Annotated in this window: 34 protein-coding genes and 2 pseudogenes; 18 read left to right on the top strand and 18 right to left on the bottom strand. The window is 63.0% G+C overall.

Annotated features, from left to right (window positions below; genetic code table 11):
* Nucleotides 1–316 (bottom strand): annotated as a pseudogene (locus AC1DXK_RS24000) (IS6 family transposase); the annotation flags it as partial.
* A gap of 416 nt (nucleotides 317–732) precedes the next feature.
* Nucleotides 733–1188 (bottom strand): hypothetical protein, encoded by a 456-nt coding sequence (locus tag AC1DXK_RS23995; RefSeq protein WP_477299331.1) that lies wholly within the window; start codon nucleotides 1186–1188, stop codon nucleotides 733–735.
* 54 nt (nucleotides 1189–1242) lie between these two features.
* Here AC1DXK_RS23995 and AC1DXK_RS23990 point away from each other — a divergent pair, with 54 nt between their 5' ends.
* Nucleotides 1243–1365, top strand: coding sequence for a hypothetical protein (locus AC1DXK_RS23990; protein ID WP_456684898.1), 123 nt, complete (start codon nucleotides 1243–1245; stop codon nucleotides 1363–1365).
* An 812-nt stretch (nucleotides 1366–2177) separates the two neighbouring features.
* On the opposite strand, the gene AC1DXK_RS23985 is transcribed toward AC1DXK_RS23990, so the two are convergent.
* Nucleotides 2178–2468, bottom strand: coding sequence for a hypothetical protein (locus tag AC1DXK_RS23985; protein WP_456684897.1), 291 nt, complete (start codon nucleotides 2466–2468; stop codon nucleotides 2178–2180).
* 102 nt (nucleotides 2469–2570) lie between these two features.
* Between AC1DXK_RS23985 and AC1DXK_RS23980 the strand changes: the two genes are divergently transcribed.
* The 6 genes from AC1DXK_RS23980 to AC1DXK_RS23955 all read left to right on the top strand — a co-directional run bounded on the left by AC1DXK_RS23980 (nucleotide 2571) and on the right by AC1DXK_RS23955 (nucleotide 5781).
* Complete coding sequence (locus AC1DXK_RS23980; protein WP_456684896.1) at nucleotides 2571–2813, top strand: helix-turn-helix domain-containing protein; 243 nt, start codon at nucleotides 2571–2573, stop codon at nucleotides 2811–2813.
* The gene (locus tag AC1DXK_RS23975; RefSeq protein ID WP_456684895.1) at nucleotides 2810–3124 is read left to right on the top strand and encodes a hypothetical protein; all 315 of its coding nucleotides are present in this window, start codon (nucleotides 2810–2812) and stop codon (nucleotides 3122–3124) included. Before AC1DXK_RS23980 ends, AC1DXK_RS23975 begins: the two co-directional genes overlap by 4 nt.
* The gene (locus AC1DXK_RS23970) at nucleotides 3121–3372 is read left to right on the top strand and encodes a hypothetical protein (protein ID WP_456684894.1); all 252 of its coding nucleotides are present in this window, start codon (nucleotides 3121–3123) and stop codon (nucleotides 3370–3372) included. The genes AC1DXK_RS23975 and AC1DXK_RS23970 overlap by 4 nt, the downstream gene beginning before the upstream one ends.
* A complete protein-coding gene (locus AC1DXK_RS23965) occupies nucleotides 3369–3530 on the top strand; it encodes a hypothetical protein (RefSeq protein WP_456684893.1) in 162 nt (53 codons plus the stop codon). The genes AC1DXK_RS23970 and AC1DXK_RS23965 overlap by 4 nt, the downstream gene beginning before the upstream one ends.
* Nucleotides 3531–3849: 319 nt before the next feature.
* Complete coding sequence (locus tag AC1DXK_RS23960) at nucleotides 3850–4665, top strand: transglutaminase-like domain-containing protein (protein ID WP_456684892.1); 816 nt, start codon at nucleotides 3850–3852, stop codon at nucleotides 4663–4665.
* 747 nt (nucleotides 4666–5412) lie between these two features.
* A complete protein-coding gene (locus tag AC1DXK_RS23955; protein WP_477299330.1) occupies nucleotides 5413–5781 on the top strand; it encodes a hypothetical protein in 369 nt (122 codons plus the stop codon).
* Nucleotides 5782–6193: 412 nt separating this feature from the next.
* Here the strand turns inward: AC1DXK_RS23955 and AC1DXK_RS23950 are convergent, their stop codons facing one another.
* On the bottom strand, nucleotides 6194–6487 hold the full coding sequence (locus tag AC1DXK_RS23950) for a hypothetical protein (protein ID WP_477299329.1): 294 nt from the start codon (nucleotides 6485–6487) through the stop codon (nucleotides 6194–6196).
* A 576-nt stretch (nucleotides 6488–7063) separates the two neighbouring features.
* On the opposite strand from AC1DXK_RS23950, the gene AC1DXK_RS23945 reads away from it, so the two are divergent.
* From AC1DXK_RS23945 to AC1DXK_RS23930, 4 genes are all read left to right on the top strand, one after another.
* Nucleotides 7064–8071, top strand: a complete 1008-nt coding sequence (locus AC1DXK_RS23945; RefSeq protein ID WP_456684889.1) for a tyrosine-type recombinase/integrase — start codon at nucleotides 7064–7066, stop codon at nucleotides 8069–8071.
* Complete coding sequence (locus tag AC1DXK_RS23940; protein ID WP_456684888.1) at nucleotides 8071–8703, top strand: nucleotide-binding protein; 633 nt, start codon at nucleotides 8071–8073, stop codon at nucleotides 8701–8703. The genes AC1DXK_RS23945 and AC1DXK_RS23940 overlap by 1 nt, the downstream gene beginning before the upstream one ends.
* Entirely contained in the window at nucleotides 8700–9095 is a 396-nt protein-coding gene (locus tag AC1DXK_RS23935; protein ID WP_456684887.1) for a hypothetical protein, read from the top strand. The genes AC1DXK_RS23940 and AC1DXK_RS23935 overlap by 4 nt, the downstream gene beginning before the upstream one ends.
* Nucleotides 9096–9634: 539 nt before the next feature.
* Entirely contained in the window at nucleotides 9635–9946 is a 312-nt protein-coding gene (locus AC1DXK_RS23930) for a DUF6894 family protein (RefSeq protein WP_456684886.1), read from the top strand.
* Nucleotides 9947–10623: 677 nt separating this feature from the next.
* Here AC1DXK_RS23930 and AC1DXK_RS23925 read toward each other — a convergent pair.
* The 4 genes from AC1DXK_RS23925 to AC1DXK_RS23910 form a co-directional block, all read right to left on the bottom strand.
* Nucleotides 10624–10863, bottom strand: a complete 240-nt coding sequence (locus tag AC1DXK_RS23925; protein ID WP_477299328.1) for a DUF6894 family protein — start codon at nucleotides 10861–10863, stop codon at nucleotides 10624–10626.
* A 631-nt stretch (nucleotides 10864–11494) separates the two neighbouring features.
* Nucleotides 11495–11695, bottom strand: a complete 201-nt coding sequence (locus AC1DXK_RS23920; protein ID WP_477299327.1) for a hypothetical protein — start codon at nucleotides 11693–11695, stop codon at nucleotides 11495–11497.
* Nucleotides 11680–11958, bottom strand: coding sequence for a hypothetical protein (locus AC1DXK_RS23915; protein ID WP_456684884.1), 279 nt, complete (start codon nucleotides 11956–11958; stop codon nucleotides 11680–11682). The genes AC1DXK_RS23920 and AC1DXK_RS23915 overlap by 16 nt, the downstream gene beginning before the upstream one ends.
* Nucleotides 11955–12374 (bottom strand): DUF5681 domain-containing protein, encoded by a 420-nt coding sequence (locus AC1DXK_RS23910; protein WP_456684883.1) that lies wholly within the window; start codon nucleotides 12372–12374, stop codon nucleotides 11955–11957. The genes AC1DXK_RS23915 and AC1DXK_RS23910 overlap by 4 nt, the downstream gene beginning before the upstream one ends.
* Nucleotides 12375–12696: 322 nt before the next feature.
* Here AC1DXK_RS23910 and AC1DXK_RS23905 point away from each other — a divergent pair, with 322 nt between their 5' ends.
* Complete coding sequence (locus tag AC1DXK_RS23905; protein ID WP_456684882.1) at nucleotides 12697–12939, top strand: hypothetical protein; 243 nt, start codon at nucleotides 12697–12699, stop codon at nucleotides 12937–12939.
* A gap of 95 nt (nucleotides 12940–13034) precedes the next feature.
* On the opposite strand, the gene AC1DXK_RS23900 is transcribed toward AC1DXK_RS23905, so the two are convergent.
* Nucleotides 13035–13271, bottom strand: coding sequence for a hypothetical protein (locus AC1DXK_RS23900; RefSeq protein WP_456684881.1), 237 nt, complete (start codon nucleotides 13269–13271; stop codon nucleotides 13035–13037).
* 173 nt (nucleotides 13272–13444) lie between these two features.
* Between AC1DXK_RS23900 and AC1DXK_RS23895 the strand changes: the two genes are divergently transcribed.
* Nucleotides 13445–13972: a site-specific integrase gene (locus AC1DXK_RS23895; protein ID WP_456684880.1), complete on the top strand. Its 528-nt coding sequence runs from the start codon at nucleotides 13445–13447 to the stop codon at nucleotides 13970–13972.
* Nucleotides 13973–14014: 42 nt separating this feature from the next.
* On the opposite strand, the gene AC1DXK_RS23890 is transcribed toward AC1DXK_RS23895, so the two are convergent.
* The 3 genes from AC1DXK_RS23890 to AC1DXK_RS23880 all read right to left on the bottom strand — a co-directional run bounded on the left by AC1DXK_RS23890 (nucleotide 14015) and on the right by AC1DXK_RS23880 (nucleotide 14935).
* Nucleotides 14015–14215 carry a hypothetical protein gene (locus AC1DXK_RS23890; protein WP_456684879.1) on the bottom strand — a complete coding sequence of 67 codons (201 nt, stop codon included), beginning with the start codon at nucleotides 14213–14215 and terminating at the stop codon, nucleotides 14015–14017.
* Between the two features lie 42 nt (nucleotides 14216–14257).
* On the bottom strand, nucleotides 14258–14620 hold the full coding sequence (locus AC1DXK_RS23885) for a DUF6481 family protein (protein WP_456684878.1): 363 nt from the start codon (nucleotides 14618–14620) through the stop codon (nucleotides 14258–14260).
* 105 nt (nucleotides 14621–14725) lie between these two features.
* On the bottom strand, nucleotides 14726–14935 hold the full coding sequence (locus AC1DXK_RS23880) for a cold-shock protein (protein ID WP_305550440.1): 210 nt from the start codon (nucleotides 14933–14935) through the stop codon (nucleotides 14726–14728).
* 458 nt (nucleotides 14936–15393) lie between these two features.
* Here AC1DXK_RS23880 and AC1DXK_RS23875 point away from each other — a divergent pair.
* A pseudogene (locus tag AC1DXK_RS23875) lies at nucleotides 15394–15683 on the top strand (IS6 family transposase); the annotation flags it as partial.
* A gap of 17 nt (nucleotides 15684–15700) precedes the next feature.
* Here the strand turns inward: AC1DXK_RS23875 and AC1DXK_RS23870 are convergent.
* A complete protein-coding gene (locus AC1DXK_RS23870) occupies nucleotides 15701–16033 on the bottom strand; it encodes a hypothetical protein (RefSeq protein ID WP_456684877.1) in 333 nt (110 codons plus the stop codon).
* Between the two features lie 112 nt (nucleotides 16034–16145).
* Between AC1DXK_RS23870 and AC1DXK_RS23865 the strand changes: the two genes are divergently transcribed.
* Nucleotides 16146–16454 carry a hypothetical protein gene (locus tag AC1DXK_RS23865; protein WP_456684876.1) on the top strand — a complete coding sequence of 103 codons (309 nt, stop codon included), beginning with the start codon at nucleotides 16146–16148 and terminating at the stop codon, nucleotides 16452–16454.
* Between the two features lie 243 nt (nucleotides 16455–16697).
* Here the strand turns inward: AC1DXK_RS23865 and AC1DXK_RS23860 are convergent, their stop codons facing one another.
* The 3 genes from AC1DXK_RS23860 to AC1DXK_RS23850 all read right to left on the bottom strand — a co-directional run bounded on the left by AC1DXK_RS23860 (nucleotide 16698) and on the right by AC1DXK_RS23850 (nucleotide 19253).
* Nucleotides 16698–16979 carry a PilZ domain-containing protein gene (locus AC1DXK_RS23860; protein ID WP_456684875.1) on the bottom strand — a complete coding sequence of 94 codons (282 nt, stop codon included), beginning with the start codon at nucleotides 16977–16979 and terminating at the stop codon, nucleotides 16698–16700.
* A gap of 1429 nt (nucleotides 16980–18408) precedes the next feature.
* Nucleotides 18409–18888: a BLUF domain-containing protein gene (locus AC1DXK_RS23855; protein WP_456684873.1), complete on the bottom strand. Its 480-nt coding sequence runs from the start codon at nucleotides 18886–18888 to the stop codon at nucleotides 18409–18411.
* A 176-nt stretch (nucleotides 18889–19064) separates the two neighbouring features.
* Nucleotides 19065–19253, bottom strand: coding sequence for a hypothetical protein (locus tag AC1DXK_RS23850; RefSeq protein ID WP_456684872.1), 189 nt, complete (start codon nucleotides 19251–19253; stop codon nucleotides 19065–19067).
* Between the two features lie 98 nt (nucleotides 19254–19351).
* Here AC1DXK_RS23850 and AC1DXK_RS23845 point away from each other — a divergent pair, with 98 nt between their 5' ends.
* A complete protein-coding gene (locus AC1DXK_RS23845) occupies nucleotides 19352–19807 on the top strand; it encodes a CHASE3 domain-containing protein (protein WP_477299325.1) in 456 nt (151 codons plus the stop codon).
* 65 nt (nucleotides 19808–19872) lie between these two features.
* Here the strand turns inward: AC1DXK_RS23845 and AC1DXK_RS23840 are convergent, their stop codons facing one another.
* A complete protein-coding gene (locus tag AC1DXK_RS23840) occupies nucleotides 19873–20181 on the bottom strand; it encodes a hypothetical protein (RefSeq protein WP_456684870.1) in 309 nt (102 codons plus the stop codon).
* A gap of 130 nt (nucleotides 20182–20311) precedes the next feature.
* Between AC1DXK_RS23840 and AC1DXK_RS23835 the strand changes: the two genes are divergently transcribed.
* Nucleotides 20312–20470, top strand: a complete 159-nt coding sequence (locus AC1DXK_RS23835) for a hypothetical protein (protein WP_477299323.1) — start codon at nucleotides 20312–20314, stop codon at nucleotides 20468–20470.
* A gap of 16 nt (nucleotides 20471–20486) precedes the next feature.
* On the opposite strand, the gene AC1DXK_RS23830 is transcribed toward AC1DXK_RS23835, so the two are convergent.
* The gene (locus tag AC1DXK_RS23830; RefSeq protein ID WP_456684868.1) at nucleotides 20487–21377 is read right to left on the bottom strand and encodes a cobalamin B12-binding domain-containing protein; all 891 of its coding nucleotides are present in this window, start codon (nucleotides 21375–21377) and stop codon (nucleotides 20487–20489) included.
* 657 nt (nucleotides 21378–22034) lie between these two features.
* On the opposite strand from AC1DXK_RS23830, the gene AC1DXK_RS23825 reads away from it, so the two are divergent.
* Nucleotides 22035–22248 (top strand): transposase (locus AC1DXK_RS23825; RefSeq protein ID WP_477299321.1); only part of this gene is annotated, 214 nt, incomplete at its 3' end.

The raw sequence follows: 22248 nt of genomic DNA, 5'->3' as shown, positions 1-22248 counted from the left end.
CCCGGTAGAGGTAGCGCCACTCGCCCCGCACCTTGATGTAGGTTTCGTCGATGCGCAGCGAGCCGCAGTGTGGCCGACAAAACTGCCGTAGCCGCTTCTCGATCAGCGGCGCATAGGCCAGAACCCAGCGGTTCACGGAGGAGTGATCCACCTCCAGGCCACGTTCAAGGAACAGCTCCTCGATGTCGCGGTAGCTAAGCGGGAAGCGCAGGTACCAGGAGACCGCCTGCACGATCAGGACCGCCTCGAAGTGCCGGCCGCGGAAGTCGGTCCGTGCACGCTGCTTGAGCTTGGCGGCAATGGCAGACAGGATCATGGGCCGGCTCCAAAGCGGAGGCGGCAAGCTGAGCGGGTATGGCTAACGACCCGCGAACCTCAGCACATTCGCGATTGTGACAGCCCCGACGCGTATGCCGCCTTCATGAACAGGGTAGACACCATCGGGGTCGCGGCTTTTGCCAGCGCTCCGCCGAGAACTTGGCACTGATCCACGATGTCTGCGCGCCCTCACCCAGGCAGGATGACCACCTCGGCTGCGGGCTAAACCCCCACGTTTGGCAGAGCGGCCTCGGGCGCCTCGTCATCACAGTCCTGACCGGCCCCCGTGCAGCCATGCTGCTTAGCTTTCGTGGCGGCGCTCAAACAAAGCAGTACCAGATTACTGCCAAGCTTCATGTTCTATTTGCATGTGTGAGGCCGATCACAGAAGTATTCTGGCGGATCCCTATGCCTTCAATCACGCAAGCGGACGAGCCGCTCAGCGATACATTGGAGAGCGTGATGATCAGCAAGACCTTCAAGTCYGTGCTCGCTGCTGCCGCCATCGCGGCTCCGGTCGGCATGTTSGCGGCRACCGACGCGCTCGCCTTCGGCGGCCACTTCGGCGGCGGAGGCGGYCACTTCGGTGGGGGCGGCTTCGGCGGTGGCCACTTTGGTGGCGGCGGCTTCGGTGGTGGGCATCCCGGTGGTGGGGGCGGCGGCCTCGGCGGCCATCCCGGCGGTGGTGGTGGGCACCCCGGCGGGGGCGGCGGCCTCGGCGGTCATCCTGGCGGTGGCGGTGGTGGCTTCGGTGGTGGCGGCTTCGGCGGCCGGGGCTTCGGCGGCCGTCGCTTCGGCGGTGGTTTCGGCGGATACAGCTATGGCCCTGGCGTCGTCTACGTGGGCAATGGCTGCGACTACGGCCTCCACTACAGCAACTCTTGGGGCCGCTGCATCCCGAACGACTGAGTGCGGATCGGCCAGATGCGCGACACGATCCAGCCGAGCGCCGTCACCAAGCGCTCGGCCTTCACGCCCGCACCGAATGCGCGAGCGGCGTTCGCGAAGGACAGACATCAACCAAAAATCGTGAACCGCCACGCTTAGGTGTCGGCGGCCTTGGGGATGGTGCCGACCTTCCCCGCCTATCCCGTTGGTGCCCTTCCCCCCAGCCAATGGGCGGGCGTGGATGCACCCACTGAATTAAATAACCCAAAGTTGATATAATTGGATGTAGATCGCCTATGCGTTGAAACCTAGACATTCATCCGCTAGTTGGTCGCCGCCGGCAGTTGGCTGGCCGTCCACGCTTGCCCGCAGATATGCTCCTCAGCTGTCGAGGGTGGGCGTGGATGCCGGATGCGGCCAGCGCAAAACTGCTTCTGTGAGGCGACGGACGAATAATCGCGACAGCTAAGCCAATAGCCTCTAGGATCGCTCGTCGGCCCACCAGCCGATCTCCACGCCCGCAACCTAGTGGTCCCTCAATCCCTTGGATGGCGGGCGTGGATGCGAAGGGGATCGCGAAACGCCTTCCCCTAAGCTCGACTAGGTCGTCGCCGGCCTAGCGAACCATTGCCGAAACTTCCTGCGTCTCCACGCCGTAACGTAGCCGTTCCGTGCCAATGTGGAGGCGCTGCGGTGACGTTGATCAGTCTGGCTTGCTTGGTGGCTGGAACGGCCTCTGCAGTGGCGTCGCTCATCAGCGACCGGCTGCGCGTCATTCTTGAAGCCGCGGGTGGCTCCCTGTTTTTGGTCGGCCTTTGCGTGCTCGGCGCAGAGCTTCCGCTTTTCAGGTAGAGCCCACCGCAGCCTAGCCGGCTTCATTGCATCGAAGCCCGCGAGGGCAGAGGATCCGCAGGACCTGCTCGTGGAGCCTCAACTCTCAGTTCTGGATCGCGGGCCATCCGGACAGCTCCTCAGTGCGCAGCGGCGCGGTGGGCGGCCTTGGCGACCTGCCAAGTGGCCTTGAGGGCGGAGGACATCGCCTCGGCGCGGGAGACGCCGCAGCGCTCCTGAATGCCGGTGGCAGCGTTGCAGGCGGCGGCCATGATGGCGGCCCGATCGTAGCGGCCGGCGACGATGAGGGGGCAGGTGCGGGCGCCGAGCTGCACGAGGGCACGGGCGCCGAGCATGCCGGCCGGGATAGCGGGGCGGCTGTCGTGCAGCGAGCGGGAGATGCGGTTCCAAGAGACGGTGCGGTGAGACATGGGCTTGGCCCTCAGGGCTGCATCTGATACACTCTGGGTGCAATGCGGATCCCTTGAGGTGTCAAAATCTGAGAGGTAACGCGATGCCCCTGAGGTGTATTTGTGTTGACGGCTGAGCAGCTACGGGCCGCACGAGCGCTGATCCGATGGGAGCAGTCGACCGTCGCCGAGAAGGCCGGGGTTTCAGTTGAGACCGTGAAGCGGCTCGAAAAGTTGGACGGCCCCCTGCTGTCCACCAAAACAGCTACGATCCACGCGCTTGAGGCGGCGTTCCGAGCCGCGGGTGTCGAGTTCACCAACGGCGGCGAGCCGGGCGTGAAGCTCCGGCGGAAGAGTCCGGCGTGAGCGACGGGCCTGCCTTCAGCCGGTTGTCTGAGGTCCTACGCCTCTGCACCTTGCTCGCGGATCGCGCGCTCGACGCGCAGATCATGGGTCGGCCCAACCCTACATATCAGGTTGTCGCATTGGCGAAGGCCGCACGCCTTCTGCAGGATCATGAGGTGGAGTGGCCGCCCCTCCTCACCCAGGTGCTGCATGAGCTGCTAGGGAAGGGCAGCGAACCTGAGCCAACACCCGAGGTTGAACCACCGCAAGATGTCGATCTGCAGGGCCTCACACGCTTTTTCGCGGGCTTCCGCACGAAGGATCAGCAGTGACCTACACCGTCGAGGAACTGGCTCCCGGCAGCTACGATGTGCTGCTCGATGGCATTGTGATCGCAGCTTTGGTTCGGGGCATCTCTCGCAGCGGCCCGAGCGACATGTGGCAGATCGAGCTGCTCGACGAAATGGCGGCAGCTCAGAGACCCGCGCCGTTCACATCCCAATGGCGCACCTTTGAGTCGCGTCCAGCGGCGCTGGCATGGCTTGGCATCAAGGAGACCGACCCTGAGAAGGCCGGATGAGCCAGATCTGGAGCCGCCTCGTGGCGATCGGCGTGGCTATCGTTCTCGTCACGGCAGTCCGCCTACTCGAAGCCGCCGACCTGGAATACGCGTTCGAGGATTGCGCCTTTGCAGCCATCGCGGCCGGCATCGTCGTAGCAGCACTACCCTCGCCATGACCGCCGGCCTGGAGTTCATCCCCGAGAACGGCGGCGGGGCCGGGATCCGGTTCCGGGAGCGGAAGGGGTGATCACTGGCCCCCAGCTTCTCGCAGCACGGCTATCTATTGGCTTCGCACCTACGAAGTTGGCCGAGCGCGCCAAAGTGCCCCTGAGTGTCGTGACGCGAGCTGAGAGCAGCCCCGGGGAGCGGGCGATCACGATCGCGCAGGTGAGTGCTCTGATGCAGGCGTTGCGCGCTGCCGGCGCCACATGGTGATACGGTCCAAGGCTTGCGTAACCAACGCTGATCTCGATGCCTCTCTTTGGGACTGAGCCCATGCGTATTCTTGTCGGCTGCGAGATGACCTACGAGTTTCCACAACCCACCCCCGTCATCGCGACGCTCAACGTTCACGCATCGCGCTTCTCCGATCTCGAACGGCCCGACTATCTGATCACGACACCCGCAGTCCCGCTGGACGGCTATCGCGACAGCTTCGGGAATTGGTGCAACCGCATGGTTGCTCCGGCAGGGCGCTTCACCCTCAAGACCGACACGATCGTGCGGGACCACGGCAGCGGCGACCGGCGGGAGCCGGACGCTCCGGAGATCGCGGTCGAGAAGCTGCCTTCCGACACCGTGCTGTTTCTCCTCGGCAGCCGCTATTGCGAAACTGATCGCCTGTCATCCATCGCCTGGGATTTATTTGGCCATATCCCGTCAGGCTGGGGCCGAGTGCAGGCGATCTGCGACTACGTGCATGATCGCATCACCTTTGGGTATGAGCATGCCCGAGCAACCCGGACAGCTTTTGACGTCTTCGAAGAGCAGCAAGGCGTCTGCCGCGATTATGCGCATCTGGCGATCACGTTTTGCCGCTGCCTCAACATCCCGACCCGCTACTGCAACGGCTATGTCAGCGACATCGGCCTGCCTCTACCGCACGCGCCCGGTGATTTCGCGGCCTGGATAGAAGTGTATCTCGGAGGCCAGTGGCACACCTTCGATCCACGCAACAACAGCTCACGGATCGGCCGGATCCTTATCGCCTACGGTCGAGATGCCGCGGATGTACCGCTGACACTCACTTTCGGGGCAAATAACCTCATCGGCTTCCGTGTGACGACCGAGGAAGCACTACACCTATCCTGAATAGTTGTCTTAGTCGGCGCTGCTTTCGAATATCGCCGAAGAAGCTTACACGCTGATGAAACCGACAATCTCCCCCGTCAGCCCGTGATCGGATCGGGCGGCAGGGCCTACAACAGCGCGAGGTAGCCGACCGGCGGCAACGATCCGTTAACCATAGCGGCCGAGGTAGCTGTCAGCGATCGGCTGGGGGCTGAGCGGCGGCAGAGCAGCACCGAGACCCGGATGTACGGTCTCGCGGTGCGGCCTCGCTGGCGCAGTCGCGACAAGCCCGCACCTGGAACACCAGGGCGGGCTTTGATCGTCAGGTCGGGCGGCGGGGCAGATGTAGGACTATGTCAGAGCCTGCGGATGTAGTGACGGCCGACCACTGTACGTGTCAGGCTTGAGTGGGCAGCCCTCGTGCGCCTTGCGGTGGTACAGGCGCCGCAGGACGTTCGGCCCGCTGTACGTCCCATTGAGTGCCACGCGCCCGTGACAGGCAGGACAGCGCTTGACGGTCATGATGTACTGGGTCGCGGCTTCGTCCAGACTGACCGCAATCCAGGCTCCCTCGATCTTCACTTCACAGGTCTGCGGATCGGGTTTCGGCATAGCTCCGACCTGCCATGCTGGAGCGAGGGCCGCCAGGGCCTTGGCGTCACACCGCTGTTCGCCCTCTATCTGCGGGGCAACCCCGCTTCTGGCCGCATGGCCACCGAGCCGGGCCTGCCGTAGCTGGGCCGTATGGCCTCCGATTTCGCTCCCACCATGCTCCCCAACGCAGCCGCCCTGTGGCGCAGCGCTATAGAGGACCTGTCTCCGCACGTCTCGCCGTGCCGGTATCTCGTCCCAGCCCGCTGGGCGCCGATTCGGGAGGCCGCCATCCACTTCTGTGACCGACTGGGCGCCGAGGCGCACGCACTCGGCTGGACGGCGCCCGAACTGTTCGCGCTCCAACCCGAGCACGGGACGCTACGGATCGAGGTCTGCGGAGTGATGATGATCACCGGCAATCGGGCTCAGGCCATCGAGCCGACCCGAGTGGTGTTCGAGCGCGGCTCGGCCTACCGGACGAAGCAAGGCCAAGCCTGGGGGATCCCAGTATGGGAGTTCGCCAAGAAAGGCGCGGGCCGGTGAGTCACCGACTCTTCGCGCAGATCGGCAACACGGGCTCGCTGCTGGGCTTCACGATGCTGGTGACGATCCTGGCAGCCTGCGGGCTCACGGGGCTGGTGCCATAGCGGCTCGCGTTGGATCGAAAGGGCCGCGAACCCAGAGGTTCTGCAAAGAGAAGCTGCGGCATGAGGCGGGAGCGCTCGCCGATCCCGGCCGTTCCCCTCCTATGCGTACAGCCCTTGTCGTCCTGATCATGCTCGTTCGCTTCGGTCCCGACCTCGTCTACGCGGCGAACGCCTCGCTCCCGCATCCAGACCCATCGCGGCGGATGACCGCGCCGAAGTGGATTGTCAGCCCGCCTGCGATGGTGGTGATCCGGCCGGCAACGCCATGAGATAGATGCCTTGTCCAACCCGATGCTACGCGCAGAGCGCTAATCTTGCCTCGCCTTGGCGTTCGCGCGTTCGACCACGGCTCGCAAAGCCGCACTACCTTCTACCGCGAACCAAGCTCGCAGCATGTTCGATTTGTCGGGCGCATCACCAGTCCGTTCGCGGAACAGACCGTCGCAGCGCTTAATCTCCCGCTCGAAGAACATGTCGAGGTAGGAAGATCCCTTGGTCCGCGCGAGATCGACAAGCRCATCTTCGAGGACGCGCTGCATCATCTCCCCGACCATGGCTGAGACGTACACCGCCTCTCCACTCCCCTGTTCCGGTTCCGTCAACCAAGCCTCCAGCCATTCTGCGGCACCGTCGTAAGCTTGGCTCGAGGCTTGATGCAACGGTCGCCCCTATGCAGCATCGACTCTCATATGCTCCGGCCTGGCGGCCTATCATCAAGGCTCGCCCGGCTTTGCGCACATTCTGAAGGCGCCGCGGCTGGTGGCGCGGAGATAGGCCAGTCGAAGCCCAATCGCCTCGCCCCCACATGACCACGTTACAACGTGGTAGCGCGATCCCGTTGCCAGTTTCCGCGTGGTGAGCTAAGGTCCGATAAGAAGAGATTATCGGACATCAGAGCATAGCATGCCGTCGTCGCCGCCTCGCCTCCCCTTCTCGCACGCTGGGCAGGACTTCGTCGTCAAGGCGCGGCCAGTGGCGGACGGCGTTGAGGTCCGCGGCTTCTGGCATGCGCGCTCGAGGGGGCGGACACGGTTCTTCGTCATCGTGCCGGCTGAAGCCATACAGAGGGCACAGCGACCTGACTGGGCTGATCCGATGCAAGCCGCATTGAAGCTCGTGCGGACCCAGATCTCCTCGGCGATCGACAAGGGCGAGCCACTGGCTGAGGAACCTCAGCCTTGAGCACAGAAATCAGCCTCCCAACGCCGACCGGTCTGCAGGCGTTCGCGGACCAAGCGCTCCAGTACGCGGATCAATCCCGGGCGGCGAACACACGTCGGGCCTATGCCTCGGACGTGCGAGCCTTCGCTAACTGGTGCGCGGCACGGGGCGAGCCGTCTCTGCCGGCGAGCCCAGCTGCGGTGCTGGCCTACCTCATTGACCACGCGACCACGTTAAAAGTTGTCACGTTACAACGTCGACTTGCCGCGATCCGCGAACAGCACGCCGCTGCCGGGTTTGATCTGGAAACCTCCTCATCCGCGTTCCGCGACACGTGGCGAGGCATCAAGCGGGCGCATGGCCAGCCGGCAGTGAAGAAGCGCCCTCTCATGACGGTGGATCTCCGGCGCGCCGTTGCGACCCTGCCGGACACCCTCCGCGGACGACGGGACCGAGCGCTGATCCTCGTCGCCTTCGCAGCCGCGCTCCGCCGATCCGAGATCGCGGGGCTCGAGGTGGCTCGCAGGGATGGCGCAGCTTGGATTGAAGAACGGCCCGACGGCCTTGTGATCCATCTCGCCCGTAGCAAGACAGACCAACAGGCCGAGGGCGCCGAGATCGGCGTGCCCTATGGCTCGAACATGGAGACGTGCCCGGTGCGCAGCTATCGCGCGTGGATCGATGCAGCCCACCTGACAGAGGGGCCGGCCTTCCGGCCGATCGATCGGCATGGGCATATCGGCGTCGAGGCAGTGACCGATCGGACGGTTGCCCGGATCATACAGCGTACCGTCGAGGCCGCGGCACTCTCAGACGGGTACTCGCGAGAGGAGGCGCGGCAGCTCGCGGCTGCCTATGCCGGACACTCGCTGCGGTCCGGGCTTGCAACATCGGCCGCGGCGAACGACGCGCCCGGTCATGCTATCCAGCGCCAACTCCGGCACAAGCGGTTCGATACGACGAGCGGCTACATCCGTTCTGGGCAGCTCTTCAAGCAGAACCCGGCCGGGATCGCAGGCCTGTAATGCGCGTCCTGGCTCTCACCACACAAAAGGGCGGCTCCGGTAAGAGCACGCTCGCCGCCTCACTCGCCGTCGCGGCTATGCAGGATGGTGAGACCGTCGCGGCCCTCGATACGGATCAGCAGGCGTCGCTCGCAGGTTGGGGAAAGCGACGCGAGGCCGAGGACCTGGACATACAGCGGGTCGAGCCTCCGGCATTCGCCGGGACGCTCGGCAAGATCCGGAAGGCCGGTTCTGTCTCACTGGTGATCGTCGACACGCCCGGTCGTTTCGGTCCCGACGTGGCGCTTGTGCTGCGCGAGGCGAGCCTGTGCCTCCTGCCGGTGAAGCCCTCAATCCTCGATGTCGAGGCGGCACGACCGACGGTCGAGCAGTTGCGGCTTCTGGGACGGCCGTTCGCGTTCGTGCTCAATCAGTGCAACCCCACGACACAGGCCCGCACGCTCGACGCTGCGACTGCCCTCGTGAGCACCGGCGCGCTCGCGCCCTCGATGGTGGCGACGCGCTCGGACTTTTTGGACTCGATGACGACAGGGCAGGGCGTCACGGAACTCGCTCCCAAGGGCAAAGCGGCCGTCGAGGTTCGCTTGCTCTGGCAATGGATTAAGGCGCAGCTCGAAGGCACGAAGGCATGAGCAAGAAGCCGCGGCCATCCATCAATGAACAGCTCGCTCGGCTAGCCGCACAGGCACAAGCGCCGGCTGCTGAAGCACCACGCGACCGCATTGTCACGGGTCAGCGTGACGACGTGACCACGTTACCACGTGATAGCGTTCCCACGGCGTCACGCGAAAACGTTGTGTCTGAACCGATGGCGAGTGAGCCGTCTGGGCCGGAGGGCTACAAACGCCGGGTCCGGTATGAGAAGCCGCACGCCTCGATCTACGCGCATCCGAAGGTGTTTAAGGCGCTACGGGAAATCGCGGCGGCGACGGACTGCAAGCCGCATGACCTCTACATCGAGGGGCTCCGGATGGTGCTGCGCCAGCACGGTCGCGACTTCGATGCCTTGAACCGAGGCGAATGACGACGTGATCACGTGACAACGTCAGCGGATCTCCGTGAGGGTAGAGCGTGGTGCGGCTCATCATTGCATTCGCCCTATGCGCGCTCGCGAGTGCGGCGACCGCTCAAGAACCTCGTTCAGCTCCGCCCGCCGTGATTAAGCGCCCGGCCCAGGCCGCGCCCGCCACTGAAGGTCAACATGGAGGCGAGGTGCGGGCGACCGTTCGGGCGGCGGAGGCCACTGAGGAGGGGACAGCTCAAGTTCTGCCCTAACGGCAACGAAGCGTACCGACGTGACCACGTTGTCACGTGACAACGTGCAAAATGATTAGGATGCGAGTCTTGCCCGCATCGTGGACCCGTCCGGCCATAGGGGTCCCTAAACGGTCATTGGCTACATCAAGCGGGCGAACGCCTTCAAGGGCCACTCGGGGAGCGGGTTTTTGTTGATCCTGCGCTGTAGCGGTGCGGAGTGACAACGGCGGCCTTTAGCGCGACACTCGGTCGAGCAAATCAGGCGGCCAACAGCTTGAGCATTCGATGGGGGCGGCGGAGTGCGCCATGCCACGCTACTTCTTCGACGTGCAGTCTAAGTCTGGTTTGGTCTGCTCGGATTTTCAGGGATTAGATTGTCCTGACAACGAGGCGGCGCTCGCGCTAGCTCAGCACGGCGCTGGTTTCACCTCGGCAGGCGATTGTGCGCGGAACCCGCAGCTCAAAAAATACAGCTTCACTGTTGGCGATGCGCAGCACAAGCTGCTTTTCACAGTGCCGTTCAGCGAACTCCTGCCAGACGATGAGCCGCCGCCTACCGTCAAGAAGCGTCGCCCGCGTGCTGCGGCACGCAGCTCGCAAGACAACGATCACGCCTGACCGCGCTTAAACAATCAGCATCCGGCGCCTCCTGACACCGATGTTTTCGGCAATACGCGCGAAAGGGTCCGGCTTTCTACGAGAAGGAAGGAACTGAAGATGTCTAAGTTCCTATTTTCCGTCATAACAGCAACCGCACTCCTCGGCTCATCCGCCGTCGCACAGGTTGTCGTAGAACCTCCGGTCGGATCTTCGGATGCAGGTACGAACGTGCAGAAAACTACGGATACCGTCCCAGATCGGGTGCGAACGTATGATCCTGTGGTGACCGGCGGCATCAAGATCCGCAGCGACTTGGCAGATAAGCCTGAACAACCGACGCCCCGGCCGAAGCCGCATTGAGACGATGCACGGCCCCAACGTCGAGACTGCAGCCAAGATCATCGCCGAAAACGTCGTCTCGGCGGTTGAACATGGCCGGCATGGGAACGGTGGCTTAAAGCGGGCTGAGCACACAGCCGCCATAGCTGACCTTATGCGCGCGCTACTGAGCGTCATGCCGACTGACGACAGCGCTACCTTGGCGGCGGCCTGCAATAGCGTTCTGGCCGACCTCTCGCCGCGATGGGGCTCACTGGCCCGCGAGTCAAGGCGGTCGCCCCTGACGATGGATCAGTTACGCTGCACGGGCCGTAGGACCTGAACAGCGCCACCGGAAAGCGGACCTGCATCGATCGTCAGATCAGCGACAGTTTCGGTCGCCTGATTGGCAAACGCCCCACAACCGACCTTGTCCTATCTCGCACGATTAGCGTCCAAGACCGGTTCGGGTCAGCTCCACATACCTCATCCGCCATTTCCGCGATGACGGTTCGCGCCTCAGTAAGCGCCTCATCAAGGTCCGCAGCTTCGACGCCCTCGGCATCCAAGATCGTCTCCACGCCGTTCGACACATCAAAGAAAAAGCTCGGTGCCACGACTGGGCTCCTTAATACACGGTCGTCACGAGAACGATCGGTTCGGACGCCTACGTACTTTGACTTCATGGTACGAGCGTTGCCGCAAAGCGCAAAGATACCCGATAGGCCGAAGAGGTACGTATTTAAGCTTGTCAACAATATAAAAAAATGGCCTATTCAATGCATCAATGCGCCCGCGTCCCAAAATCACGCTTATTTATAGCGGTCAATTGAGTTGAAAACAACCAACTTAGGGGATAACAATGCTTATGATATTCGAACATCGCCCTAATGTAACCAAGAACAAGAAAAATATTAACGAACATGAATTGCATGAACACATCGCTAAAATGATTGCAAAAATACTGTACAAACGACTGCCTCCCGCAAATAATGGCAAGGTAGCTTTTGAACCCAGATCGCTCTAGGTCTCGCATTATGTCTCAATCGAATACAGAAGCTTAGTGCACGTATTGCAGATGCTTCTCGGCTTCTACTCACTACGCCCACGCCGCCGCGAGTGGCATCTGAAGCCTCGGGAGGGGGCGCAAGCCTCAGTGCTCGGTGACGAACCGGGCTGTCCACTCGTCAGCCCTCAGCTGGGAGCCTACGAGGCACGGCACGCTGTTGCTGACTGCGATCCCGATCCTCATGACAGCATCTCCTCCCGACACATGACAGCGGTCGCCCACTCCGAGCGGGACGGGGCAACCGCCTCGACGGCTTCGAGCTGCCGCAGCACTCCAATGACGCCGTCCAATTCCTCGTCCGTCATGCGCTCCGGACCGGGCTTCAGATCTGGGTAGCGGCTCTCCAACCGAACCATCCGGGCCTTCAGGGTCGTGGACACAGGCGGGACTCCATCTCCAGGTAGCTCGCACGGACGTCGCGCTCGTGGGATCGGATCTGCGCGATCAGGGCACACTGCTCCGGGTCGGACTCGGAGTCCCACTCGGCCATAAGTTCGTCGATGCCACCGACCGCGCCAGCCATCCGGTGCAGACGATCGAACAAGGCCCGTTCGACCTCTTCGTAGGTCATGTGGTCGAACTGGCCGGTCCCGTGCTTCGTCTCCACACGGACAAGGCGGGCTTCCAGAGCTTTCAGCCTCATGCCCCCCGCGCCTCCAGCGCCGCCATCCGCCGGTGCAACTCGGTCGCCTCGATCGCCCGCACATGCACGTCGAGGGTGTTGGAGATCTCGGCCGCCTCAGAGGGCGTCAGCTCGCCCGCGGCGACCGCGGCCACGATAGCGCCGGTGGCCTTCGGCAGGTCGTCCGTGGTTTCGATCAGCGGTAGGGCGAAGGTGATCGGCCTGTCCTTGCGAGCTGGCAGCAGGCGGTCGAGGCAAAGCCGCATCGCGGTCGGGTCGCCATCCTGGGCCATCTCCACGGCCTTGCGCAGAATGCTCTCGGCGTCGCCGTCGAGGATCTTCTCCAGGGCCACAGTGGTCTTGTTGCGCGAACCCTTCGGCCGCCCCGCAGGGTTGCCAGACTGGCCGGGCTGAAATCCGGGCTTCCCTGTGGTCATGATCCCGCCTCTCGGCCGATCTCGGCCTCCGTTAGATTGTTCAGATCAACTTGAATACGACGCAGCCCCTCGGCAAGAACTTGGAGCGAAGCGACCGCGGCTTGTTACCGGACGGCGCCGGCATCTTCACGAACCTCGATCGTCACGGCCGCGGTTAGCGTCATCTGGCGTGCGGTCTCGATGCCCGCGGCGAAGGCGGCTTGCTCGCGCGGGGTCATGTCGACGGCCCTTCGATCCTGGGCCAATCGGTCGCGGAGGCCAGTGGCGGAGCGGAACGGTTAACTGCCGAGAATGTTGTCCGCCCATTTACGGGAGGATCGTCGTGAAGCATCTCCTCGCAGGTACACTGATCGCAGCCGGTCTGCTCAGTATCCCCGCCGTTCCGGCTGTTGCACAAAGCATTGACATCGGACCCGGTGGCGTGAGGGTTGATCCGCGCTCGCCCCGGGAGCGGGACAGGGATGAGATCCGGCGGGAAGAGCGGCGCGAAGAGTTCCGCGATGATCGGCGTGGACCGATCCGCCGTGAGGAGCGCCTCCGTCGCGAGGATGACGACGATGATTGATCCGCAGTGAGAGCGGGCGGCCGATCTATGTGCGGCGGGGTGAGTGCCCCGCCGTATCAATGTCGGCAGCAGCCCCGAGGGTGGGGTCACCCAGTTCATGCACTTGCCTCTACCTCGACCTCATAAGCCGCCATCTCTTCGTCGGTCGCGGCCACGGCCGAGCACCATTGGAAGTGCAATGGCATCGGCATGGCGTAGGCCGGCACCCGATAGGAGCCGAGAGCGTCGCGACGGGTCTCCGTGCCCACGTTCACGATCAGCCCAGCTTCGAGCAGGTTGCGGAGCGTCTTCTGTGCGCAGGCCGGCGGCTCGCCCCGATCCGGTACGGCCACAAGCTCGCCAAGGCCCCGGACCCGACGGACGACGAAGGCGTGCGCGCCGCCATGAAGGGCGCCAGGCGCAAGGTAGGCGTTGCCCCGACGCAGAAGGCTGCCGCAACCGCCGAGATCCTGGCCGCGCTCCTGATGCGGACGCTGGACACCCTGACGGGCAAGCGGATCGGGCGTTGCTCGCTCTCGGCTTCGCGGGCGCGTTCCGCAGGTCCGAGCTGGTCGCGCTCGACGTGGTGGACCTGCGCGAGGATCCCGAAGGCCTGCGGGTCATGGTCCGCCGGTCCGAAGTCGACCGAGAGGGTAGGGGGTTCGAGAAGGCCATCCCGCACGGGCGGTACATCAGGCCGGTGGCGCTCGTGCGCGAGAGGTTGGATGCGGCCGAGATCACGGAGGGGCCGGTGTTCCGGCCGATCTCGCGATCTGGCCGAGTGCTTCACTTCGACCAGCAGGCAGAGCCGAACCAGCTCACAACCCAGACCGTTGCCGATCTGGTGAAGCGGTACGCTTCGGCCGCTGGATACGACGCCTCGGCGTTCGGCGCCCACAGCTTGAGGGCTGGCTACATCACCTCCGCGGCTGAGCGCGGTGCTGATCTGGCGAGGATCATAGACCAGTCCGGCCACCGGGATGCGGCGACGGTCATGACGTACATCCGGCGGGCGAACGCCTTTAAGGGCCATTCGGGAAGTGGGTTTCTGTAGGCTGCTTGGCCGCGCAACAGGAACTTGCGCGACTGAGATCAATCAGGAAACGAGAGTGAGCTCGTCCTCACGAGCAGCACGCTCCCCGCCTGCAGACTTGATCCGGTAGCAAGGCTCCCCGGATCGATCGTCTGGCATAAGCCGAATGACCTCAAAGAGGCCGTCGACGACGCTACTCTTAGCGCCGACGTAGTTCATACCCATCTGCCGAACGCTCTGACCGAGCTTGAATTTATGAGACATCTCTCGTCCTCCAGAGTATGACGCTTTGCAGTCGTCGACTGTCTATCTGCGCACCTTGGCCTTGCGGGCGGCGAAGCGTGCATCGCGCGCAGCCTTCTGCTCGGCAGCGAGTACGACCTGCCGCTCTGCCTTCTCTGCGGCCAGACGAGCGACTTCGACTTCCGCGCGCTCCCTCGCCGCAAGAGCTTCCGCCTCACGCTCGGCCTCAGCGGCAAGACGCGTCGCTTCTCGTTCGTTGGCTCGCACTTCTCGCGCCTCGATGAGGGCCTGCCGCTCGGCCTGCCGCGCCAGCACAGTCGGGTCATCCGCTGCCGGGCGTGCCCGGAACCGATCAAGTGTGGCCTGCCGCGCCTTCGCAGTGGCCTCAAGCCGATCGACGAGCTGGTCTGTTTTGAATTGACCCACGTACATTCCTTAGGCGCACCGGAGCTGAACACAGGTGCAAGAAACAGATGAAGCCGCTCCCAGAGGGAACGGCTTCGAAACTCGTCATAAGCAGATGAGCGAAGCTCAAGCGGCCTGAAGGCTGCCGGCAGACTGTTTACCAGTGCGGCGGTCGGACTCCATCTCGTAGGAGACCTTCTGTCCTTCGATCAGGTTGTTCATGCCGGCCCGCTCGACGGCGGAGATGTGGACGAACACGTCCTTGCCGCCGTCATCCGGCTGGATGAAGCCGAAGCCCTTGGTGTCATTGAACCACTTAACGGTGCCGATGCTCATAGGTATTCCGTATCTATATAGGCAAACGAATGGGTCGATCGCATGCACCGCACGCGCTCGGTCGCTGGTCGTCGAAAATGGGAGAGATGCAGAACGCTCGCCCTATTCAGGCGATACGGCCGAATATCTGGCCAAAAGTCGATGTGTGATTTGTACACCACCTGCGAGACAATCACAAGCGCACGTCCAATCAGGGCAGATATGCTTGGAGGTCCGGCAAGCTCAGCCCTTTCGCCGAACTGATGCTTGAACCCCGCTAACGATCCCGGTGCACCGCATCCGCAGGCGGACGCTGGGCGACCGGTTGGGGTGAGGGGACGTGCCGGCCGCACGTGAAGGGGGGACGAACATGGTAGCCGGCGCGCTCGCGAGAGGCCTGTCGCGAACCTGAGTGCGCCTCCGTTCACGGGTCGTTAGCCATACCCGCTCAGCGTGCCGCTCCGTCTTGGAGCTGGCCCATGATCCTGTCTGCCCTCGTCGCTAAACTCAAGCAGCGCGCCAAGGCCGACTTCAGGGGTCGGCACTTTGAGGCGGCCCTGATCGTCCAGGCTGTCTCTGGTACCTGCGCTACCCGCTGAGCTACCGCGACATTGAGGAGATGCTTCTGGAGCGCGGAATGGAGGTCGATCACTCCACCCTGAACCACTGGGTTCTGGCCTACGCGCCGCTGATCGAGAAGCGGCTGCGTCAGTTCCGCAGACCCCACTGCGGCTCAATCCGGATCGACGAAACGTACATCAAGGTGCGCAGCACCGATCAGCCCTCCTACACCGTCCAGTAAAGTCGCGAGAACCAGCTAAGGGCGCCACCGGTTTCCGCGAACATGAACACCTTCGCGCCATTGCCGGCGGACCGCGTCTCGCCTTGCGCGAATGCTCTTGATCGCATGCCAGCTACGGATTTTATCGCGCGCTGGCGGCTCATCACGGGGAAGCCGCCAGCGGTCATGCTGGACAGCCGATCCGAGATGTTGGCGCTGTTGGTCAAAAGCGTTCCCGCTGCGCCGCTGTCGGTCACGGAAGCAGTGGCCCGTCTTTCGGTCCCCTCGCCATCCGAAATTCGGTCTGATGCCTGCGCGCGCCGCTCGATGGTCTCCAACGTCCTAGTCTTTCGTCCGCGCGAGGGGCGACATCCGCTGAAAGGCCGTGGTGAGGATCGCGCGGCGTCTTGAGCCGGCAGTGCGTGCCGGAGCCCGGAACCGCGTGGCAGGGTGTGGCTCGAGCGCTCTGGCGACCTGCTGCCCGGCGCGTCATGGTCGGGCATGCTGAAACCGTCAACCCAGACCTGCGAAGTGATGGTAGACGGCGCATGGCGCACCCTTGGCCTCGATGAGGCGAAGGCTTTGCACCGCGATGCTCTCAAGCGGTGCCCGATCTGCCACGGCCGTGTGACGGTCCAGGGTGTCTACAGCGGGCAGGGATATTCGACGCTGTCGCACCGCCGCATCCATGACGGGTGCCCGCTGATCCCTAGGCACTACAAGGGCGTGCCGTCGCGACATCCGCAAGCACTCAAGTAGGCGTAGTGCATCCCGGGAGGAACCTGCTGGGCACGGAGCGCGACCGCCCCCACCTCAGCTTCCAGCATTAGCTCGGCGCTGATAAGCCTCGACACCTGTTTCCCGCGACAGCCCCTCCCGCTCCTGCTACAGCCGCGCGTCTTCCCGTCAGCGCGCCCGAGGCGTTCGCGACATGCAACCGCTGGGCGCCCGCGTCCGGCATCAAGCCCGGGCGATCGAGGGCGTCAAGGATGTGGCGCGGGGTCAACCCGGAATGACGTCGGGCACACCTGCCCGAGGGGTTATGAAGCCGACGCCAACCGTGTTGGACCGCCGCCAAACAACTCGCACGGGTTGCAGCTGCGGGTCAGGGCCAATCCGCAGCTGAAACACCCGCGGCACCTCTATGCCAGGCGTAAATGCAACGCAGGCGCCATACCCTGACAGGTTGAGCACCACGCACTGCACCTCGGCATTCATCCTAGCGAAGGCGGCACCTCCGGGCAGGGCCGTGCTTGCACGATATTTGGCGCGGCGTTCGAGCACGAGGGCTTCCTAGAAGAGGCGTTCTAGGGTCCGTTATTGCAAAGCAAGGCTTAAGTTTTACCCAATAGGCTAGACGACCGCTCCCTTATCAAGATTGGCGGCGAGGCTCACCCCGTTGCTCTACTGCAGACCGACCGCCGCGACAGGCGAGCAAGGCTCCCCCTCGCATCTCGGCGGCCGGCCCGCAGTCGTCACAACAGGCGTTCGTGGCCGCCGGTTCGCCGCTCAGCAGGGGGTGAAATGGCGAGCAGATCTCTGCTCGCCGAGCGGCAAGGATTACCGTGCCGATCAGAGCGGGATGGGTGATAGCTCGCATCGTTGTTCCGCCCTGACGTGCTCAGGGGCTGCAACTTAGACCCTCAAGCCGCTCGCTCTAAGACACGCTTCACCTGCACCGCTGACCAGATCCCGCCACGTGCCGTATGCGCATAAGGCGTTTTACGCCTCCTCGGCCTTAGTCTGCTTGGCCAYGGCAGCATCACGGCGACGGGCCGCGCGATTGTTCTCAGGCACCTCCTTCTGCAAGGCTTCCTGGCTCGTGTAGCCCTGAGCGCCCGGGCTGCCGCGCRTCTGGGTCACCGTTGCGCGCAGCTTGGCGGACTTCATGTGCTTGCCRTCTTGGAAATCTGCCATCGTGTTTTCCTTCTTYGTGTCGCCGTCACTCGACCCAATTAMGCGCGGGCTAARRCCCWCTGCACCTGCAYTGCAGAYCATCTCSMKCCACGCGCTGTCGGGATCTCTCGTGCGTTCAGGCCATYTGCAATCTGCCTGAGGCTCACAGCACCGTCAGTCCGGATCTCAGCGATGTCCGTGGCCAGATCCCGAGCCCGTRCTAGCGAGCGCTSCTGACGCRCGGCCACGCCCTTCGCTCTGATCACATCTGTCAGTAGYGCACCACGATCTCCGCCAAGCTGGATAACCATGATCTGCTGCGCAGCCCCTGCCCGACGAGCAAGACTGGAGCGTTTGGCTCARCCAATCGCCCAGAAGAGCGGCAACGCGCCGGCCAGGAACAGCGCGGATGATATGAGCACGGCGGCGCGCTCGCGATGGTGGAGGACAAAGGCGTGAGGGCTGGCAAACATGGGAGAGCCGGAGCGAATGTGTGCTCTCACGCTCGCCCGTCAACCTTGACCAATTAGGGGCAGCTCGCACCGTCCACAGGTGGTCGTCGATGCGTGTCACCGCCGCGCCACATGCCGGTGAATGTGCGGGGGCGCACCTCACGGAACCTGAGCTCGGGGTATTCGTCTCCCCAAGGCCGTCATCGCCCCCTCGGCGGCCCGATCCAGCGGCGCAGTTACCTTCCGGGTTGCTGCGCCGTTTTCGTTCGAGGCTCCTATTCAGGGTGCTGACGTCAACGACTACGGTCAGACGCAGTTATAGTTCTCATGCGTGAGCCGTCAGCAACTTATCGCACAAAGGGCCATTAGCTAGCCAGTCTCTGCCCTTGGCGCTTGGCCTGTTCAAATTCCTGGAGGTCAATAGCTAGCTGGAGGATCTGCGAGCTCTTCAGGCGTGCCGGATCCATGACGCTGCCGATGTTATGCGCCAGGTAAATTTCCTGCACCTCCAGCGTGCGCATCGCGCCACCCATCGTCCAGTTGGGGAAGGAGCGAGCGGTTACATCGTAGACGTTGACGATATTCGGGCTGGAGTGACGGTTATCAAGAGCAATACGATTATAGGTTTCGGTCACCTTGGCTCGTTCGCCTTCTAATATCTGAACGAACCACGTCTTGTCGAAAATCAAGAAGCCGGTCACGCCGTCGCGGCTGTTGTTGCGCTGAGAGGCGGAAACGATCTCACGCAAGTTCGTGAGCATGGCGCGATCACCACCTAAAACGGTGTTGCGGCTATAGTAAACAAGCTGGTGGATCATTGATGCTGTGCCTCGTTTGAGCGGCATCGCTCCGCTCCAAGCTCAGCCATAACGTTAGAGGCGTTATATGATTCCATGCGGTGCTCAAAAAACCGATCGATTGGTGATTTTTTGAATAACCAGTCGTTAATAGGGTGGCTGATCAAAGCCTAACGGGGTCGCGGCACACAGTTCTTACTTGCCCATGAAAATGAGGGCGGTTTTCATGACCGCTGCGCTCGATCTGTTTCCTCTGCCGCAACTGCCTCCACCGCAGCGATGACGTTCTCCAGTTCGGCAACCTGACGGAGCGCGTTCTGCGCCGGCAGGCCATCATGCTCCGCCATCGCTAGGACGAGCATGCGCTGGTGCGCCTTGAGACGTTCGAGAAGGGCGCCGAGCTTGTTAGTCATGGGCAGGCTGTAGCTGCGTAGGGCAGGGCTCGACAAACGAACCGCGTCCTCACTGGGGGCGAGCGGCGCAATGCGGTCGGTGCGGATAGCCGACCTGTATGCTGGACGGCGTGAATCATGACCCGTGTAGCCTTGGCGCTGCTCGATGGACAGCTCTGAAGCCGCGTCTATGTGGGCCGCTGCGACGCCGTAAGTTCCCCTCGCGGCACAGAGGATACAGCTTGAAACCTCGGCTCGTTCAACGCCTTGCCGGATCCCGCGAGACGGCTGCGATGGCCGGTGGGTTCGTTCTGCTCGTTCTTGCCGGTCTGGCGTCGGCTGCCGCGGCTCTGGCCAGTGCGGACGCCGACGCCTGGTCCGTTCACTCCGCTGAGGTACGCCAAGCCGAGGCGCGGTTGTTCCAACTCGTTCAAAGAGCGGAGACGGGGCAGCGCGGCTACTTGCTCAACGGCGACACAATTTACCTCGACCCATTCACCGCCGCACGCACGGCGGCTGCCCGTTTATCTAAAGGCACTACAAGGGTATTCCGAAACATCATCCGCAAGCGTTAAAGTAACGTAGCGCATCTCAGAAGAGATGTCACCGGGATGACGTCGGGGTGTTAGATATCCCGGCTTTAACTTTGATTTGTATCATTCCAGCGAGAGTTCGGGTCGGCGCGGCTCTGCATGGCTTCCTCGTCCGCGATGGCCCGGTTGATCGCCTCGATCTCGGCCTGTACGTTCTGAATGCTCTCTCTCTGATCCACGAGCTTGCGGCGGTCCGTCACCATCTCCTCGCGCAGCTTCCGCAGGGCCTCGACCGGACTTGAGCATGGGGTCCTCCTGCCGCGGCGAACTGGCCCTGGCTCCTCGCCATTCTCGTCGATCACCGTTGGCCCACTGTTCGCAATACCACGGTGCTCTGCTCGGATGTCCAGAGCCATCGCACATCGTCTGGGTGAGGAGGATAATGCGGATAGTGGATGTCCCTCCGTCGCCAACGCGCCCGGGCGATTGAAGCTGTACATGCACAGGAGGGGACTCCGTGCGGGGGCGGCTACGGAGTTAGCCACCATGAGCGACTTCGATCACATCCTGGACTGGAAGCTCCTCGCCTGCTCGCACACCTTCCCGCGCGTAAACGGCGGCGCCTTTATCAACGAAGGCTGCTCCGAGACGGTGCGGGACGGCGGCGACCACGCTCGCCCGGACCCTGGCGCCGCTACCAAATGAGGTCGATCACAGGTCGTCACCGGTCTTTGGCGCTGTCGGCCGCAAGATCGAGTAGCCGTTGGGCAAGGAGCACCGCCGTCGCCGCGTCGACAGCAGACGCATCCGCTCCGACCTGCGGCACGAGTTCCGGATGCTCCAGGAACACAGGACCGCCTACCATGACGGCGATGGAGCGGTTGCGAGAGGCTGCGCGCACGGAGCGGATCGCCGTCGCGAGTTGAGTGACGCGCGTTTCGTTGCTGAGCGTCAGGCCAACCACGTCGAACCATTCGGACGCCACCAAGGCCGCGATCTCCTCAGAGCTGGACGAGAGCCCGACTGATACAGCCCAGCCTGCCCTGGACATGAATTGTTCGACGATCCGCACACCGAACGTGTGCTGCTCGCCAGGGGCGCTCATCAGGAGCAGGCGGCGGTCGTCCCCGAGCGGGATGGCTTCCCCGCCGACCCGAAACCGAGCCACGAGCTGTTGAAGGCGGGCGACGCCCGTCGTCACCTCGACGAAGTCGCACAGATCCTCCTCCCACATGCGGCCCAGGAGGGCCGCTGAGGGCGCCAGGAGGTCGAGGAACAGGCGATCGACCGGATAACCTTCCCCGACCAGCGCCGAGAAAGCCTGGATCATGGCCGTGTCGTCCTGCGCGAGCGCCAGATGCGTGAAGGCCGCGACTTGCTCCACATCCGGTTTGAACGCGGGTTTGATCTGCTCAGCGACGAACCTGCGATGCAGTAGCACCAGTTGGGGGATGATCTCGGTCTGGACGAGGCGCCCCAGAGCCAGGCAGCGCTCTCGGGCGGCTTCATCGGCGCGTTTCCGTGCGTATACTTGGCGAGCCCGGGCTGCGCGCTCATTGTCCTGAGGCGAATGATCGCTCCACGAGCCTTCAGACGATGCCAGATCTCTCATCGCCCCCCCTCCCGGCGGCCTGCGTCGACGGTCTCAAAGGCCTGTCGATCTTATGCGGACATGAGAGCTGCCAGGATGCCTAATGTAAAGCTATGCGGCTCAGCGCCGCGTTGGTGTGTTTTCATACCTGTGGCATCATCCGGGATGTTGGAGAAAAACGCTGGGAATTTGTGCCTGCATGTTGAGGTCCGCCGAAGTCTTACCGGACCTCGGTTCTGGGCATGGACGATCTATGCCGATGAATACGAATGCCCTATTGACGAGTCGCGTCCGATGTTCTCAAGCAGCGCCTCTGCGATGAATGTCGGTGTTATGGTCAGAAATCACATGTATTTCATGCATGGTGCTCGTGTAAGGATTTTACATTAGAATTCGTATCAGTTCGATTTGATCGTTTTAACCTGTATCGCGCCGCTATGCTGCTGACCGTTATCGCTCAGTCATAATACCTTCGAATTTTCGAAGCGCGTGATGAGCTGGTAAGGACCTAGCGGTCGGTCTAGCGTCGAGATAGAACCTGATGCTTTGGTTCTGAACCCTACCAGATTGCGCGCAGCCTTATACGACTCGCCGGCGCGGTCGTGACGTGGCTAGGTGTGCAGTCCCGCGGTGTGGTGGCATCAATTTAGCTGTAACCGCCGCACACCGGGAGGCGTTATGGGACAGGTTCTTCACGGCTGCGCCACGACCACGCACGCGGTCAGAGCAACGCTACAGCGATCGAAAGCTCCGCTCAAAGATCTTGCCGCCCAGCATGGACTGAACCCCAAGACAGTCGCGAAGTGGCGTAAGCGAGCCTTCGTGCATGACGCGGCGATGGGACCGAAGACGCCGCTCGTGCATGACGCGGCGATGGGACCGAAGACGCCGC

Source organism: Methylobacterium sp. P3_A11, from assembly GCF_056403155.1.
This window is presented reverse-complemented; position numbering and strand designations above follow the sequence as displayed.

Bases quoted from the DNA above. Each gene is read 5' to 3' on its own strand.
- AC1DXK_RS23990 (WP_456684898.1), top strand. From the start codon at position 1,243: ATGCGCGACACGATCCAGCCGAGCGCCGTCACCAAGCGCTCGGCCTTC.
- AC1DXK_RS23985 (WP_456684897.1), bottom strand. From the start codon at position 2,468: ATGTCTCACCGCACCGTCTCTTGGAACCGCATCTCCCGCTCGCTGCAC.
- AC1DXK_RS23965 (WP_456684893.1), top strand. From the start codon at position 3,369: ATGAGCCAGATCTGGAGCCGCCTCGTGGCGATCGGCGTGGCTATCGTT.
- AC1DXK_RS23960 (WP_456684892.1), top strand. From the start codon at position 3,850: ATGCGTATTCTTGTCGGCTGCGAGATGACCTACGAGTTTCCACAACCC.
- AC1DXK_RS23955 (WP_477299330.1), top strand. From the start codon at position 5,413: ATGCTCCCCAACGCAGCCGCCCTGTGGCGCAGCGCTATAGAGGACCTG.
- AC1DXK_RS23940 (WP_456684888.1), top strand. From the start codon at position 8,071: ATGCGCGTCCTGGCTCTCACCACACAAAAGGGCGGCTCCGGTAAGAGC.
- AC1DXK_RS23935 (WP_456684887.1), top strand. From the start codon at position 8,700: ATGAGCAAGAAGCCGCGGCCATCCATCAATGAACAGCTCGCTCGGCTA.
- AC1DXK_RS23930 (WP_456684886.1), top strand. From the start codon at position 9,635: ATGCCACGCTACTTCTTCGACGTGCAGTCTAAGTCTGGTTTGGTCTGC.
- AC1DXK_RS23915 (WP_456684884.1), bottom strand. From the start codon at position 11,958: ATGAGGCTGAAAGCTCTGGAAGCCCGCCTTGTCCGTGTGGAGACGAAG.
- AC1DXK_RS23910 (WP_456684883.1), bottom strand. From the start codon at position 12,374: ATGACCACAGGGAAGCCCGGATTTCAGCCCGGCCAGTCTGGCAACCCT.
- AC1DXK_RS23890 (WP_456684879.1), bottom strand. From the start codon at position 14,215: ATGTCTCATAAATTCAAGCTCGGTCAGAGCGTTCGGCAGATGGGTATG.
- AC1DXK_RS23880 (WP_305550440.1), bottom strand. From the start codon at position 14,935: ATGAGCATCGGCACCGTTAAGTGGTTCAATGACACCAAGGGCTTCGGC.
- AC1DXK_RS23855 (WP_456684873.1), bottom strand. From the start codon at position 18,888: ATGCCGCTCAAACGAGGCACAGCATCAATGATCCACCAGCTTGTTTAC.
- AC1DXK_RS23850 (WP_456684872.1), bottom strand. From the start codon at position 19,253: ATGACTAACAAGCTCGGCGCCCTTCTCGAACGTCTCAAGGCGCACCAG.
- AC1DXK_RS23845 (WP_477299325.1), top strand. From the start codon at position 19,352: ATGCTGGACGGCGTGAATCATGACCCGTGTAGCCTTGGCGCTGCTCGA.
- AC1DXK_RS23840 (WP_456684870.1), bottom strand. From the start codon at position 20,181: ATGGCTCTGGACATCCGAGCAGAGCACCGTGGTATTGCGAACAGTGGG.
- AC1DXK_RS23835 (WP_477299323.1), top strand. From the start codon at position 20,312: ATGAGCGACTTCGATCACATCCTGGACTGGAAGCTCCTCGCCTGCTCG.
- AC1DXK_RS23830 (WP_456684868.1), bottom strand. From the start codon at position 21,377: ATGAGAGATCTGGCATCGTCTGAAGGCTCGTGGAGCGATCATTCGCCT.